The sequence below is a fragment of the Pseudomonas sp. GL-RE-29 genome (assembly GCF_019947275.1).
In the GTDB taxonomy this organism is placed as follows: Bacteria; Pseudomonadota; Gammaproteobacteria; order Pseudomonadales; family Pseudomonadaceae; genus Aquipseudomonas; species Aquipseudomonas fluorescens_A.
On record NZ_JAGYGD010000024.1, the window covers coordinates 22,351 to 37,010 of the forward strand.

The 14,660-nt window shown below is 60.2% G+C and carries 10 protein-coding genes; 5 read left to right on the forward strand and 5 right to left on the reverse strand.

Going from position 1 to position 14,660, the window contains the following annotated elements; genetic code table 11:
* Positions 1-71: 71 nt before the first annotated feature.
* The 3 genes from KGB21_RS19500 to nadE all read left to right on the forward strand — a co-directional run bounded on the left by KGB21_RS19500 (position 72) and on the right by nadE (position 3,300).
* A complete protein-coding gene (locus KGB21_RS19500; protein ID WP_223506406.1) occupies positions 72-983 on the forward strand; it encodes a LysR family transcriptional regulator in 912 nt (303 codons plus the stop codon).
* 249 nt (positions 984-1,232) lie between these two features.
* Entirely contained in the window at positions 1,233-2,468 is a 1,236-nt protein-coding gene (pncB, locus tag KGB21_RS19505; RefSeq protein WP_223506407.1) for a nicotinate phosphoribosyltransferase, read from the forward strand.
* Positions 2,469-2,472: 4 nt separating this feature from the next.
* Complete coding sequence (nadE, locus tag KGB21_RS19510; RefSeq protein ID WP_034149645.1) at positions 2,473-3,300, forward strand: ammonia-dependent NAD(+) synthetase; 828 nt, start codon at positions 2,473-2,475, stop codon at positions 3,298-3,300.
* A 159-nt stretch (positions 3,301-3,459) separates the two neighbouring features.
* Here nadE and azu read toward each other — a convergent pair whose 3' ends face one another.
* Entirely contained in the window at positions 3,460-3,906 is a 447-nt protein-coding gene (gene azu, locus KGB21_RS19515) for an azurin (protein ID WP_034149644.1), read from the reverse strand.
* A gap of 343 nt (positions 3,907-4,249) precedes the next feature.
* Here azu and KGB21_RS19520 point away from each other — a divergent pair, with 343 nt between their 5' ends.
* Both KGB21_RS19520 and KGB21_RS19525 read left to right on the forward strand, forming a co-directional pair.
* A complete protein-coding gene (locus KGB21_RS19520; protein WP_034149643.1) occupies positions 4,250-4,837 on the forward strand; it encodes a TIGR00730 family Rossman fold protein in 588 nt (195 codons plus the stop codon).
* 68 nt (positions 4,838-4,905) lie between these two features.
* Positions 4,906-5,085: a hypothetical protein gene (locus tag KGB21_RS19525; protein ID WP_034149642.1), complete on the forward strand. Its 180-nt coding sequence runs from the start codon at positions 4,906-4,908 to the stop codon at positions 5,083-5,085.
* Positions 5,086-5,303: 218 nt separating this feature from the next.
* Here the strand turns inward: KGB21_RS19525 and KGB21_RS19530 are convergent, their stop codons facing one another.
* The 4 genes from KGB21_RS19530 to KGB21_RS19545 all read right to left on the reverse strand — a co-directional run bounded on the left by KGB21_RS19530 (position 5,304) and on the right by KGB21_RS19545 (position 14,652).
* On the reverse strand, positions 5,304-6,194 hold the full coding sequence (locus KGB21_RS19530; RefSeq protein WP_034149641.1) for a transglutaminase N-terminal domain-containing protein: 891 nt from the start codon (positions 6,192-6,194) through the stop codon (positions 5,304-5,306).
* Positions 6,194-8,680 (reverse strand): circularly permuted type 2 ATP-grasp protein, encoded by a 2,487-nt coding sequence (locus tag KGB21_RS19535; RefSeq protein ID WP_223506410.1) that lies wholly within the window; start codon positions 8,678-8,680, stop codon positions 6,194-6,196. Before KGB21_RS19535 ends, KGB21_RS19530 begins: the two co-directional genes overlap by 1 nt.
* 88 nt (positions 8,681-8,768) lie before the next feature.
* Complete coding sequence (locus KGB21_RS19540; RefSeq protein WP_223506411.1) at positions 8,769-12,044, reverse strand: DUF2126 domain-containing protein; 3,276 nt, start codon at positions 12,042-12,044, stop codon at positions 8,769-8,771.
* A 304-nt stretch (positions 12,045-12,348) separates the two neighbouring features.
* Entirely contained in the window at positions 12,349-14,652 is a 2,304-nt protein-coding gene (locus KGB21_RS19545; protein WP_223506413.1) for a YgiQ family radical SAM protein, read from the reverse strand.
* Positions 14,653-14,660 lie beyond the last annotated feature (8 nt).

Here is a 14,660-nt window from a genome sequence, read left to right on the forward strand (position 1 = left end):
AGAGAGATATCATTCCGTTTATTCATGCTGTGCATTGCTGGCAATAAAGAGACAAGAACAAAGGACCGCCCATGCTGAACAAACGCTATTTGCCATCGATCGCTGCGTTGCAGTGTTTCGAAGCCGTGACCCGGCATTTGAGCTTCACCCGGGCCGCCGAAGAGCTGAACCTGACCCAGAGCGCGGTCAGCAAACAGGTCGCGCAACTGGAAGAACTGTTGCAACACTTGTTGTTTCGCCGGGTGCGCCGACGCCTGCAAATGACCCCTGCGGGGGATTTGTACCTGGTCGAAGTACGAAAAATCCTCACGCAGGTCGAGATGTCGACCCATTACCTGCGTTCCTACGGCGGCGAAACCGAAGTCCTGCGCGTCTCGACGCCACCGACCTTCGGCGCACGCTGGCTGGTGCCGCGCCTGAAAGGCTGGCGCCTGCGTCATCCGTCGATTCATCTGGACCTGTGCAGCGAGCAGGAAGCCGACGACCTGCTGCAAGGGCGCAGCGACCTGGCGTTCTATTTCGGCCAAGGCTCTCGGCCCGGCACCGAATGCCTGAAGCTGTTCGGCGAAGAGCTGGTGCCGGTCTGTGCCCCCGGCAGCCTGCCCGACACGCCATTCACCGACCCGACGCAACTCACCGACCTGGTCCTGTTGCAAAACGCTTCCCGCCCCCAAGCCTGGCATGACTGGTTCGACAGTCAGGGCTACCACACCGAACACAGCTACCACGGCCCGCGCTTCGAAACCTTCTATATGTGCATCCGCGCGGCACAGGTCGGCTGCGGCGTGGCCTTGTTGCCGCGCTTTCTGGTGGAAGAGGAACTGGCCGACGGCAAACTGGTCATTCCCTGGCAGCATGCAATGCCGAGTACGGATGCCTATTACCTGGCGTACCCGGAGCACTCGGCGGAAGTGCCAAAGGTGCGGGATTTTGTGAAGTGGATGTTGGAGCAGATTGATAGTCCGGACACTCCACAACCTTAGGCCGGCACATCAATCTGTGGCCAGGCACAAACCCTGTGGCGAGGGAGCTTGCTCCCGCTCGGGTGCGAAGCAGCCGCGGAACGGATAACGAATTCATCCAGATCGAACACATCGTCTGTTATTAGGGGCGCTGCGCACCCCAGCGGGAGCAAGCTCCCTCGCCACAGGAGATCTGGTGTCCAAAAAATTGCTGGCAATTCCCTCCGCCGATATGCGCCACTATCTGTATTCAATGTGGAGAATCCCGTTATGAGCGAGAGCGTGTTTGCCGATCGCATCGTGCAGAACCTGCTCGACACCGACTTCTACAAACTGACGATGATGCAGGCGGTGCTGCACAACTACCCGAACGTGGAAGTCGAATGGGAGTTTCGTTGCCGAAACAGTGAAGATCTGCGCCCGTACCTGGCGGAGATTCGTTACCAGTTCGAGCGCCTGGCCGAGTTGAGCCTGAGCGCCGATCAGTTGAGTTTTCTGGAGCGCATCACCTTCCTGAAACCGGATTTCCTGCGTTTTCTCGGACTGTTTCGTTTCAACTTGCGCTACGTCCAGACCGGCATCGAAAACGGCGAATTGTTCATCCGCCTGCGTGGCCCGTGGCTGCATGTGATCCTGTTCGAAGTGCCGATGCTGGCGATCGTCAGTGAAGTGCGTAACCGCTATCGCTACCGGGAAATTGTCCTGGAACAGGCGCGTGAACAGCTCTATCGCAAGTTCGACTGGCTGACCGCCAACGCCAGCAGCGACGAATTGTCCGAATTGCAGGTAGCCGATTTCGGCACCCGTCGTCGCTTTTCGTACCGTGTGCAGGAAGAAGTGGTGAACGTGCTCAAGCACGATTTCCCTGGGCGCTTCGTCGGCACCAGCAACGTGCATCTGTCTCGCGAGCTGGACATGAAACCCTTGGGCACCATGGCCCACGAATGGATCATGGCCCACCAGCAACTCGGCCCGCGGCTGATCGACAGCCAGATTGCCGCCCTCGATTGCTGGGTCCGCGAATACCGTGGCCTGCTGGGGATTGCCCTGACCGACTGCATCACCATGGATGCCTTTCTCGGCGATTTCGACCTGTTTTTCGCCAAGCTTTTCGACGGTTTGCGCCACGACTCGGGCGACCCGGTGGTTTGGGCTGAAAAAGCCATCGCGCACTATCACCGGCTCGGTATCGACCCGATGAGCAAGACGCTGACCTTCTCCGACAGCCTCACGCTGCCCAAGTCCCTGGAGATATTCCGGGCGCTGCGGGGGCGGATCAATGTCAGCTTCGGTATCGGCACCAACCTGACGTGTGACATTCCGGGTGTCGAACCGATGAGCATCGTGCTTAAAATGACCGCCTGCAACGGCCAACCGGTGGCGAAGATCTCCGATGAGCCTGGCAAGACTCACTGCAAAGACCCGAATTTCGTCGCCTATTTGCGACACGTTTTCCAAGTACCTGCCGCCCTTTCCAGCGCATCAAGCCCATCTAGCAAGGAGTGAATTCATGCAAGCCGTACAGCGTGAGATTGCTGAACAGCTCAAGGTCCAGCCGCCATTCGCCGACGAAGCCGCCCTCGAAGCTGAAGTCGCCCGCCGGATCACTTTTATTCAGGATTGCCTGGTCAATTCCGGGCTCAAGACCCTGGTGCTGGGCATCAGTGGTGGCGTCGACTCCCTGACCGCAGGCCTGCTGGCCCAGCGCGCCATGCGTGAACTGCGCCAGCGTACGGGTGACACGAGCTATAAGTTCATCGCCGTGCGCCTGCCGTACGAGACTCAATTTGACGAACACGACGCCCAGGCCTCGGTGGATTTCATCGCACCGGACGAGCGCCACACGGTGAACATCGGCCCGGCGGTCAAATCCCTGGCCAGTGAAGTCGCGGCGTTCGAAGGCAAGCAAGCGGTCTCGGTAGACTTCGTGCTCGGAAACACCAAGGCGCGGATGCGCATGGTGGCCCAGTACACCATCGCCGGCGCTGCCCACGGCCTGGTGATCGGAACCGACCACGCGGCGGAAGCGGTGATGGGTTTCTTCACCAAGTTTGGTGACGGCGCCTGCGACCTGGCACCACTCAGCGGGCTGGTGAAAAACCAGGTCCGGGCCATCGCCCGCAGCTTCGGCGCGCCGGAATCGCTGGTGGAAAAAATTCCGACTGCTGACCTGGAAGACTTGTCTCCGGGCAAACCGGACGAAGCGTCCCATGGCGTGACCTATGCCGAAATCGATGCCTTCCTGCACGGCGAGCCGGTGCGCGAGGAAGCGTTCAAGATCATCGTCAGCACGTACAACAAAACCCACCACAAACGTGTGATGCCGTTTGCGCCGTGAGTAAAGTGGCGTTTGAACCGACGCCATCGCCAGCAAGCCGGCTCCTACGGAAGCGGCACTGAACCTGTAGGAGCCGGCTTGCTGGCGATGAACGAGGATGCGGTCAAACGCCAGGCACAAAAAAAGCGTCCAATGCGGACGCTTTTTTTATGGGCTCGATTACTTCAGCGTAACCGTACCTTTCATCATCGAGATGTGGCCCGGGAACGAGCAGAAGAAACCGTATTTTTCGTTGGCATCAAGCTTCGACACATCGAAGGTCACCGAGTCGGTTTCCTTGGCGCCGATAACCTTGGTGTGCGCGATCACGCGGGCATCGCCTTCTTTCAGGTACTGCTTGTCGATGCCGGCGCTCAGGCCGTCGGTAGCGATTGGCTGCATGTCCGCTTCTTTGCTCAACACCCAGTTATGGCCCATGACGTTTTTCGGCAAGTTGCCGGAGTGGGTCAGTTCGACGGTGAAGGTTTTGCAGCTCTTGTCGATTTCAATGGCCTTGGTGTTGAAGGACATTTGATCAGTGGAATCGATAGTGGTTTTGCACTCTGCAGCCATCAATTGGCTGCTGGCCAGCGTCAACAGGGATACCGCAACAAGTTTGGCAAACATGGTGAATCTCCAAGGCAGGGTTAGCAGAAATGCGAATGGACAGAAGACTGCCTGAAAACTTCGCAAGTTCCTATGACTTGAATCAAAAATTGTATACAACTTTCGGGCTATGGCATCCATCGAAAGAATCTACCAGCCAGACGTCTGGCCCGGGCCTAAGATCAGGCCATCATCACTTGCCGGAGCGTCTGTCATGTCCATCAATAGCCTGTTGTGCAGCTTGCTCGCCGCCTACGCCTGTGGCGCCAGCGGAACCTACGAAACGCCCAAACGCGAAGTCTAGCCCTTGGAGCGGCGCGCGCCTGCCTTTACTCTGTGGTCCTGATCGACCATGGAGGAAGGCATGTCTTTAGCATCCGTTTGTGTATTTTGTGGTGCCAGCACTGGCACCAACCCCGCTTATCGTGAAGCGGCCGTAGCCTTGGGCCAAGCGTTGGCCGAACGCCAGTTGACCCTGGTTTATGGCGGTGGCGCCGTAGGCCTGATGGGCATCGTCGCTGATGCGGCCCTGGCGGCTGGCGGTGAAGTGGTTGGGATCATTCCGCAAAGCCTCATGGACAAGGAAATCGGCCACAAAGGCCTGACTCGCCTGGAAGTGGTCGACGGCATGCACGCGCGCAAGGCGCGGATGGCCGAACTCAGCGACGCGTTCATCGCCCTGCCCGGTGGCTTGGGCACGCTCGAAGAGCTGTTCGAAGTCTGGACCTGGGGCCAGCTCGGCTACCACGGCAAACCACTGGGATTGCTGGAAGTGAATGGTTTTTACAGCAAACTCACCGGTTTTCTTGATCACATCGTCGGCGAAGGCTTCGTTCGCGCCGCGCACCGTGACATGCTGCAGGTGAGCGAATCGCCGCAAATTCTGCTCGACGCCCTTGATAGCTGGCAACCGACAGTGCTGCCGAAATGGGTCGAGCAAAAACCCGACTAACGATTCGGCACCGATACAGGGCAGAATACGCGCCGCTCAACCTCACCTTCGACCCCAGAGGATCGCCCATGGCTAAACCCAATTATTCCTTCGCCAAACGTCAGCGTGACTTGGCCAAGGAGCAGAAGAAAGAGGAAAAGCTTCAGCGCAAGAAAGCTACAGCTGAAGAAGCAGCACTGAACCCTGATGGTGAAGTGGCAGCAGAAGATGATGTTGATGCACCGAAAGATCAGGCGCCCGACGCCTGAGACCCTCCGGGCCGGATGATCTGATCAGGCCCACCGGATCTGTGTACAGGGTCAGCAGTACCTTTGCTGACCCTTACAGGCCAACCTGAAATGCCCACACATTCCCCTGTAGGAGCGAGCCTGCTCGCGATGAACCTGAGAGCGCCAAGGGGTATCAGGCTGCCCGCGTTTTCGTTAACGACCATCGCGAGCAGGCTCGCTCCTACAGTTGATCTTCGTTACTCCAATGGCATTACGGTGACGCTGACTTCCGGGTCGTGATTGCCGCCGCCCAGAATCACCCCGCGTAGCGGCGACACATCGGAAAAATCCCGCCCCCAGGCCAAAGTGATGTGTTCCAACGCCGGCTGCACATTGTTGGTCGGATCGAAATCGACCCAGCCCAGCACCGGGCAGTACACCGACACCCAGGCATGGGACGCATCGGCGCCGATCAATCGTGGCTGGCCCGGTGGGGGCTGCGTCAGCAGATAACCACTGATGTACCTCGCCGCCAGCCCACGGGAGCGCACACAAGCGAGCATCAGGTGCGCAAAGTCCTGACAGACCCCGCGCCGACGCTCCAGCACTTCCACCAGTGGAGTCGCCACTTGCGTCGCTTCGGCATCGAAGGTGAATTCACTGAAGATCTTTTCCATCAAGGCCTGAACGCCAAGCAGTAACGGCCGGCCCGGCGGAAAGCAGCTCTCGGAAAATTCGACGAAGTTGCGTTTCAAATGCACATAAGGCGATTCGAACCGGTAACGGCACGCTTCGAGCAAATCGGGCGAAAGCGGTTGGCTGCTATAGGTCAGCGCGCTGCGAGTGTCTTCCCATGCCGGAGACAATTTGAAGTCCGGCACAGGTCGGGGCAACACTTCGATCGTCAGGCTGGCGTTGACCAGCAGTTCATCATGCGGACGCTCGAACGCCAGGCGAGTCAGCGGATTGCCGAAGACATCCAGTTCATCGCGGCGTGATGTCGGCTCGGGGCTGATCTGCAATTGCTGAGCGGTGCAGCGCTGCCAAGTGCATGAGCGCGGCCACAGGTGCGCCAGTTGCTGGGCCAAAGACACCGGGCTGTCGTAGTGATAATGGGTGTCGTGGAAAATCTGGTATCGGGCGCTCATCAGACGGACACCGTGCGCTGGCTGACATCATCGACATGGGCGAAGTGTCGCAAGGCCAGACGATCCGAGACTTGCCCGCTGGCATCGGCAATCTCTTGCAGCAGACCGGCCAAGCCCTCGATGGCGGCACGCACGCTGGCAGCGCCAAACAACGGATTTTCCAGGCAGCCCAGATCGAAGCGCGCCAAGCGCTCCACCAACTGCGGCAGGCCTGCCTCGCGAGGTGCGCCAAAGTCGTCGCACAGGCGTTTGAGCGAACGAGTCACCAGTTTCAACTGGAACAGCACCGCGTGCGGGTTCTGTTCATCGAGCAACAACAGATCAAGCACCGGGATCAATTGCGCCACCGCGAGGTAACGCGAGCGGTAAGTGATGCTGCTGTTGCCCAGTTCCAATAGCCATTCCAACCCAGCCTGATCGAAAGCCCCGGTACCACGCAGGAACGCCGCCAGACTGCCACTGAGGAATTGCAGACGCTCGATCCGCCGGCCGATCATCAAAAAGCGCCAGCCTTCGTCCCGGGTCATGTCATCCAGGGCAAACCCGGACAGTGCCGCCAGGGACATCACCAACCGATTGAGGAAGTCCAGCAACTCACCGAAGTCCGGTTCTTCGGTTTCCAGCTCCATCGCTTCGCGCTGCAACTCCACCAGCGCCTGCCAGTTTTCCCGCGAGAGCTTGCCGCGCACCTGCGACGCCGCCCATTGCAACCGTTGCAGGTTGGAACGCAGGCTGAATGGCCAGTCATCGCCGAGGATTGCGGCCAATAACCGCTCAGACAGTTCACCTTCTTCAGGCAACAGATTTAGCCGCTCGCCAAGATTGACCGCAGCGTCCAGCGCCTGCGGGTCATCGCCGTCGACATAGCGCGCCAGCATGATCCGCAGCAACCTCGCGCTGTCATCGCAGCGCTCGCAGTAACGGCCGAACCAATACAAATTTTCCACCACACGTGACGGCAGATAGGGATCGCGTCGAACCAGATCATGCACGCCAATGTTGCGCTGGGCTTTCCATTGTTCGCCGCTCGGTGGTCGGTCACCCAGCACCCAGGTGTCCTTGCTTGCGCCGCCGCGCTGCATCGACACCACTTCGGCATCAGCCTCGGCGGCGACACGAGTCAAGCCACCGGGCAGGACTCGATAGCCGTCGCGACTGGCCACCGCATACACCCGCATGCCGATGGCCCGGGGTTGCAACTGACCGTCCTCGGCTTGCCAAATTGGCGCTTGGGACAACTGCGCGAGTTCTTGCGCAACATAAGCGTAAGGCCGCGCCTGCATGCGCTCGGCAAGCGCCTGACGCTGTTTTTCACTCAAGTCCCGGCCAAAAACCGGAGCGAAGCTCTGGGACGGAAACGCTGGTTTTATCAGCAGTTCCGGCAGTTTTTCCAGGGCTTGGGCCAGAACCGGCGCCTCACCGCACCACCACGTGGCAATGGACGGCAGGATCAGCTCTTCACCAAACAGAAACTGATTGATCCTCGGCAGAAACCCCAGCAAACCCGGCGACTCCAGCACGCCGCTGCCGAGGGCATTGGCCACCAGCACCCGCCCCTGCCGCACGGCTTCGAGCAGCCCCGGCACGCCAAGGGCCGAATCAGTGCGCAGTTCCAGCGGATCGCAGAAGTCATCGTCGAGCCTGCGCATGATCGCGTGGACCCGACGCAGGCCATTCAGGGTTTTCAAGTAAACCGTGGCATCGCGCACCGTAAGGTCGCCGCCCTCCACCAAGGGATAACCGAGTTGGCGCGCCAGATAGAGATGTTCGAAGTAGCTTTCGTTGAATCGTCCCGGCGTCAGCAACACGATTAGCGGCGCTTCGTCATCGCTCGGCGCCTGGCGGGCGAGCGTCTCCTGAAGCGTGCGGAAGAATCCGGCCAGATGCTGCACCTTCAAGTCACGGTACAGCTCAGGGAAGGCCCGGGACACGATCGTGCGGTTTTCCAGCGCATAACCGGCACCGGACGGCGCTTGCGTGCGGTCCGCCGTCACCCACCAGCGACCATCGGGGGTGCGCGCCAGATCCACGGCATATAGATGCAAGAAGGCCCCGTCAGGCGGGCTGATGCCCTGACAAGGCCAGAGGAAGTTGTTGTGGCCAAATACCAGTTCGGCGGGCAGCAAACCTTCAGCGATCAAGCGTTGCGGCCCGTACAGGTCGGCCAGCACGGCATTGAGCAGTCGAGCGCGTTGGGCGATGCCCGCCGACAACTGGTCCCATTCATCAGCCGCAATGACATGGGGCAGCAGATCGAGTTCCCACGGGCGATCGGCGCCCTTTGGGTCGGCGTAGACGTTGTAGGTGACGCCGTTTTCCTGAATCTGCCGGCTCAACAATGCCTGACGCTGCACCAGTTGCGCTGGCGTGCTGCGCTGCAATTGGTCGAACAATCGACGCCAGTGCGGGCGTACCGCGCCGCTGTCGTCGAGCAGTTCATGATAGGTGCCCGCTGTCAGCGGGTAGCGGTCTAGCAGGTCAGGCATGGAAAGCTCGGCAGACAGCAAGGAACGGTCAGACTAACGCAGGCTCATGACGCCCGGATATACGAAAAATCCGAGCGTCGCGTACGGTTTAGAAACGTCGCAAATCGAGAGTCATCGGCAGCTCGTCGTTAATTTCCAGAATCGGTATAGGAAGTTTCCCAGGCGTGTGTCCGATCCGGAAGAAACGCGCCATTCGCCGGCTCTCAGCCTCGTTGGCGTTCACCGGCAAGCTGTCATAGTTGCGCCCGCCCGGGTGGGCTACGTGGTACTGGCAACCGCCCAAGGAGCGGCCCATCCAGGTGTCGAGCAGGTCGAACACCAGCGGCGCATGCACCGGGATGGTCGGTTGCAGACAATTGGCCGGTTGCCACGCGCGGAAACGTACCCCCGCGACAAACTCGCCAACCCGCCCTGTCGGCTGCAACGGCACCGGGATCCCGTTGCAGGTCAGCAGATAACGCTGGGGCGCCAGACCGGTGAGCTTGACCTGCAAGCGCTCCAGCGACGAATCCACGTAACGCACCGTGCCACCGACCGCGCCCTCCTCGCCCAGCACATGCCACGGCTCAAGCGCCTGACGCAGTTCCAGCGCCACGCCACTGACGGCGTAATCACCGACCTTGGGAAAACGGAATTCCAGATGCGCCGCAAACCACTCGGCCCGCACCGGATAACCGGCGGCGTTGAGATCGACGATGACGTCGGCGAAATCCTGTTCGATAAAGTGCGGCAACAGGAAGCGGTCGTGCAGCTCCGTGCCCCAGCGCGCCAGTTTTGGCGGCGCATACGGCTCGCGCCAGAACCGCGCCACCAGCGCCCGCAGCAATAACTGCTGGGCCAGGCTCATGCGTGCGTGGGGCGGCATTTCGAAGGCGCGCAGTTCCAGCAAGCCAAGGCGACCTGTCGCTCCATCGGGCGAATAGAGTTTGTCGATGCAGAATTCGGCACGGTGGGTGTTGCCGGTGACGTCGATCAACAGATTGCGCAGCAACCGGTCGACCAGCCACGGCGCACACTCCTCGCCTGGCTCAGGCATCTGCGCGAAGGCGATTTCCAGTTCATACAAGGCATCGTTGCGCGCTTCATCAACGCGCGGCGCTTGCGAAGTCGGCCCAATGAACAATCCGGAAAACAGATAGGACAGCGACGGATGGTTATGCCAGTAACTGATCAGGCTGCGCAGCAAATCCGGACGCCGCAGAAACGGTGAGTCAGCCGGTGTCGCGCCACCCAGTACGAAATGGTTACCTCCGCCGGTGCCGGTGTGTCGGCCGTCGATCATGAATTTCTCGGTGGTCAGGCGCGTCTGGCGTGCCTCTTCGTAGAGGAATTCAGTGCGCTCGACCAACTCGTCCCACGTCGCGGATGGCTGAACGTTGACCTCAATCACGCCCGGATCCGGCGTGACGCGGAAGTTGCTCAAACGCGGATCGCTCGGCGGTTCATAGCCTTCCAGCAGAACCGGGCAACGCAGTTCTTCGGCAGTGGCTTCGATGGCAGCGACCAGTTCCAGGTAGTCCTCGACCCGCTCCAGCGGCGGCATGAACAGGTACAACCGTCCTTCGCGCGCCTCGGCGCAAAACGCGGTGCGAGTCAGCCAGTCGGCGGACTCGTCTACTTTCGGAGCTCGATCCTCAACAAGGGCAGCAGTGCCTTGGCTCTGCAGTTGCGCGGTATCGGGTAGTGGCGGGAAATCCTGATTCGGGTCCTGCGGATGAATGAACGGATACTCCGCCGCTTTCACCCAAGGCTGCGAGCCGAGCGGCAAGCGATAGCCCAGCGGCGAATCCCCCGGCACCAGTCGGCAATGCTCGTCACGCAAATACCAGCGTCCGCTCTGCCACTGATCACCCTTGGCGGTGCGCGCCAGCGGCAGGACTTGGCCAATCACTTTGTCCAGGCCCTGGCTGAAGACTTTGCGCAAACGCGCACGCTCGAGCGGTTCTTCCAGGCGCGAGTCTTCGGCGCTGACATTCTGCGGCAAAGTGCCTTCGCGCCAGAGGTAATAGAAATTGTCTTCGTAGGCCGGGAACACGAAACGTGTCGGAATTTTCAGGCGTTCGGCAACGCTCGCCAGGAAACGCCCAGCCAATTCGCCATTGGCGCCGTAGTCTTCCTGCTCGTCGGCGATCAGCGCGGCGTTGTGCCAGATCGGCACGCCATCGCGGCGCCAGTAGCAGTTGAGTGACCAGCGCGGCAATTGCTCGCCGGGGTACCACTTGCCCTGCCCGAAATGCACCAGGCCCTTGGGTGCGTAGTGCTGGCGCATGCGCTGGAACAGTTCGGCGGACAGACGACGTTTGTCCGGGCCCAATGCAGCGGTATTCCACTCTGCACCATCCGGGTCGTCGATGGACACGAAGGTCGGCTCGCCCCCCATGGTCAGGCGCACATCACCTTCCAGCAGGTCGGCATCGATCTGCCGGCCCAGCGTCTGAATCGCCAGCCACTGCTCTTCGGTGTAGGGCTTGGTTACCCGTGGCGCTTCCCAAATCCGCTCCACCGACATTTCGTGGCTGAATTCGCACTCGCACGGTTCCACCAAGCCACTGATGGGTGCCGCTGAGGACGGATCGGGACTACAGGCCAACGGAATGTGTCCTTCACCGGCAAACAGCCCTGACGTCGCGTCCAGGCCGATCCAGCCAGCGCCGGGCAAATACACTTCGCACCAGGCGTGCAGATCGGTGAAGTCGACTTCGGTACCCGAAGGTCCGTCGAGGCTCTTCACATCGGCCGTCAGCTGGATCAAGTAGCCGGAAACAAATCGCGCGGCCAGACCCAGGTTGCGCAGCAGTTGCACCAGCAACCACGCGGAATCGCGGCAGGAGCCGGAAGCCTGTTCGAGGGTGTGCTCGGGCGTTTGCACACCCGGTTCCATGCGGATCAGGTAGCCGATGTCTTCGCTCAGGCGCTGGTTGAGGGCGACGAGGAAATCCACAGCGGGCAACGGCGTGCGATCAATACCGTCCAGATACGCCTTGAATTTTGGCGTCAGCGGCAAGGTTTCCAAGTACGGCGCCAGTTCCTTGCGCTCGTCTGCGGCGTAGGCGAAAGGGATTTTTTCGGCGTACGGTTCAAGGAAGAAGTCGAATGGATTGAACACCGCCATTTCGGCCAACAGATCGACTTCGATCCGCAACTCGCTGGTTTTCTCCGGGAACACCAGACGCGCCAGGTAATTGCCCTGCGGGTCCTGCTGCCAGTTGATGAAGTGCTGCTCGGGCGACACTTTCAGCGCATAGGACAGAATCCGCGTGCGACTGTGGGCGGCCGGGCGCAGGCGAACGATCTGCGGACCGAGCTCGATGGCGCGGTCGTAGCGGTAATGCGTGACGTGGTGCAATGCGACATGAATCGACACGGCGTGCCTCCTGCGAGCCCTAAGCGTATTCGAAAGCGCGCAAGACTTATGCCATCCAGCAGCGCTGGCGCTTTCTCCGGTTACTGGAGGCAGTACAGCACCAAAATCGGGCGAGGCGGGAAAATGGTTTGCATCGTTTGCACGTAAATGTGGCGAAGATCAAAAGATCGCAGCCTGCGGCAGCTCCTACACAGGAGTTCGCGTTTCCCTGTAGGAGCTGCCGCAGGCTGCGATCTTTTGATCTTCACCCTGAAATGCAAAACGCCAACCCGAAGGTTGGCGTTCTGTTCAGCTCAAGCGCAGCTTAGCGTGGCACGACTGGCTTGCGGGTCGGCTTTGGCCCCTTGCCTTTAGCCGCATCCTTGCGATCCTTGGCCGCCTGCTGGTTGCGGGCGAATGCCGCTGCCTTGGCCTGTTCACGCTTGTCCCACGGATTACCGCCATCGCTGGCGCGCGGTGGCAAGCCAGTGTGCTGGGTCAGGATCTTGGTGGTCTTTTCCCCTGCAACCTTGTGGCTGCCGGCCGGCGTCGAGTTCTTGCGACGGGCACTCTGGTAGCTGTCGGTGGACGGCTGGTGCAGCGGGATCAACTGGTTCTTGCCAGGGCCGATCAGGTCGGCGCGGCCCATGCGGGTCAGCGCTTCACGCAGCATCGGCCAGCCTTTCGGGTCGTGATAACGCAAGAACGCCTTGTGCAGACGACGCTGCTCTTCGCTCTTGACGATGGTCACCGCGTCAGACTTGTAAGTCACCTTGCGCAGCGGGTTCTTGCCCGAGTGGTACATCGCGGTGGCGGTGGCCATCGGCGACGGGTAGAACGCCTGCACCTGGTCGGCACGGAAACCGTTGCCCTTGAGCCACAGTGCCAGGTTCATCATGTCTTCATCGGTGGTGCCCGGGTGGGCGGCGATGAAGTACGGAATCAGGTACTGCTCTTTGCCCGCTTCCTTGGAGTACTTCTCGAACATGCGCTTGAACTTGTCATAGCTGCCGATGCCCGGTTTCATCATCTGGTTGAGCGGACCTTCCTCGGTGTGTTCCGGGGCGATCTTCAGGTAGCCACCGACGTGGTGGGTCACCAGCTCTTTCACGTACTCCGGCGACTCGACCGCGAGGTCGTAGCGCAGGCCGGAAGCAATCAGGATCTTCTTCACACCCGGCAATTCACGGGCACTGCGATACAGCTGGATCAGCGCCGAGTGGTCGGTGTTCAGGTTCGGGCAAATGCCAGGGAACACGCACGATGGCTTGCGGCACGCGGATTCGATTTCCGGGCTCTTGCACGCGATGCGGTACATGTTAGCGGTCGGGCCGCCGAGGTCGGAGATCACGCCGGTAAAGCCAGGGACCTTGTCACGAATTTCTTCGATTTCGCGAATGATCGACTCGTGGGAACGGTTCTGGATGATCCGGCCTTCGTGCTCGGTAATCGAGCAGAAGGTGCAGCCGCCGAAGCAGCCACGCATGATGTTCACCGAGAAACGGATCATGTCGTAGGCTGGAATTTTCTCCTTGCCGTACGCCGGGTGCGGAATGCGCGCGTAAGGCATGCCGAACACGTAGTCCATTTCTTCGGTGGTCATCGGAATCGGTGGCGGGTTGAACCAGACATCGACTTCGCCATGTTTCTGCACCAGCGCACGGGCGTTGCCCGGGTTGGTTTCCAGGTGAAGCACGCGGTTGGCGTGAGCATACAGAACGGCGTCGCCACGGACTTTTTCCACCGACGGCAGACGAATCACGGTCTTGTCGCGGGTCATCTTCGGGCTGGCCAGGATTTGCACGACCTTGGCTTCCTGCGGATCTTCAACCGGACCTTTTTCCTGCTCGATCGCGCAGGCCTGAGTGTCCTGGGTGTTCACGTACGGGTTGATGATCTTGTCGATCTTGCCCGGACGGTCGATGCGAGTGGAATCGACTTCGTACCAGTCTTTCGGCGTGTCGCGACGAATGAACGCGGTGCCGCGCACGTCGGTGATGTCTTCGATCTTGTGGCCGTAGGACAGGCGCTGGGCGACTTCGACGATCGCACGCTCGGCGTTGCCGTAGAGCAGGATGTCGGCGCAGGCGTCGATCAGGATCGAGTTGCGAACCCGATCCTGCCAGTAATCGTAGTGAGCGATGCGGCGCAGGGACGCTTCGATGCCACCGAGCACGATTGGCACGTTTTTGTAGGCTTCCTTGCAGCGCTGGCTGTAGACCAGGCTTGCGCGGTCCGGACGCTTGCCCGCCAGGCCACCCGGGGTGTAGGCGTCGTCGGAACGGATTTTCTTGTCCGCGGTGTAGCGGTTGATCATCGAGTCCATGTTGCCGGCCGCGACACCGAAGAACAGATTCGGCTCGCCGAGCTTCATGAAATCGTCTTTGGACTGCCAGTTTGGCTGGGCAATGATCCCGACGCGGAAGCCCTGGGACTCCAACAGCCGGCCGATGATTGCCATGCCGAACGACGGGTGATCGACGTAGGCATCACCGGTGACGATGATGATGTCGCAGGAATCCCAGCCAAGCTGATCCATCTCCTCCCTGCTCATTGGCAGGAATGGCGCTGGCCCGAAACATTCGGCCCAGTACTTGGGATAGTCAAATAACGGCTTGGCTGCTTGCATGTCGATAA

What these genes read in the sequence shown, in the direction of transcription:
- KGB21_RS19500 (WP_223506406.1), top strand. Translation starts at nt 72, where the DNA reads ATGCTGAACAAACGCTATTTGCCATCGATCGCTGCGTTGCAGTGTTTC.
- pncB (WP_223506407.1), top strand. Translation starts at nt 1,233, where the DNA reads ATGAGCGAGAGCGTGTTTGCCGATCGCATCGTGCAGAACCTGCTCGAC.
- nadE (WP_034149645.1), top strand. Translation starts at nt 2,473, where the DNA reads ATGCAAGCCGTACAGCGTGAGATTGCTGAACAGCTCAAGGTCCAGCCG.
- azu (WP_034149644.1), bottom strand. Translation starts at nt 3,906, where the DNA reads ATGTTTGCCAAACTTGTTGCGGTATCCCTGTTGACGCTGGCCAGCAGC.
- KGB21_RS19520 (WP_034149643.1), top strand. Translation starts at nt 4,250, where the DNA reads ATGTCTTTAGCATCCGTTTGTGTATTTTGTGGTGCCAGCACTGGCACC.
- KGB21_RS19525 (WP_034149642.1), top strand. Translation starts at nt 4,906, where the DNA reads ATGGCTAAACCCAATTATTCCTTCGCCAAACGTCAGCGTGACTTGGCC.
- KGB21_RS19530 (WP_034149641.1), bottom strand. Translation starts at nt 6,194, where the DNA reads ATGAGCGCCCGATACCAGATTTTCCACGACACCCATTATCACTACGAC.
- KGB21_RS19535 (WP_223506410.1), bottom strand. Translation starts at nt 8,680, where the DNA reads ATGCCTGACCTGCTAGACCGCTACCCGCTGACAGCGGGCACCTATCAT.
- KGB21_RS19545 (WP_223506413.1), bottom strand. Translation starts at nt 14,652, where the DNA reads ATGCAAGCAGCCAAGCCGTTATTTGACTATCCCAAGTACTGGGCCGAA.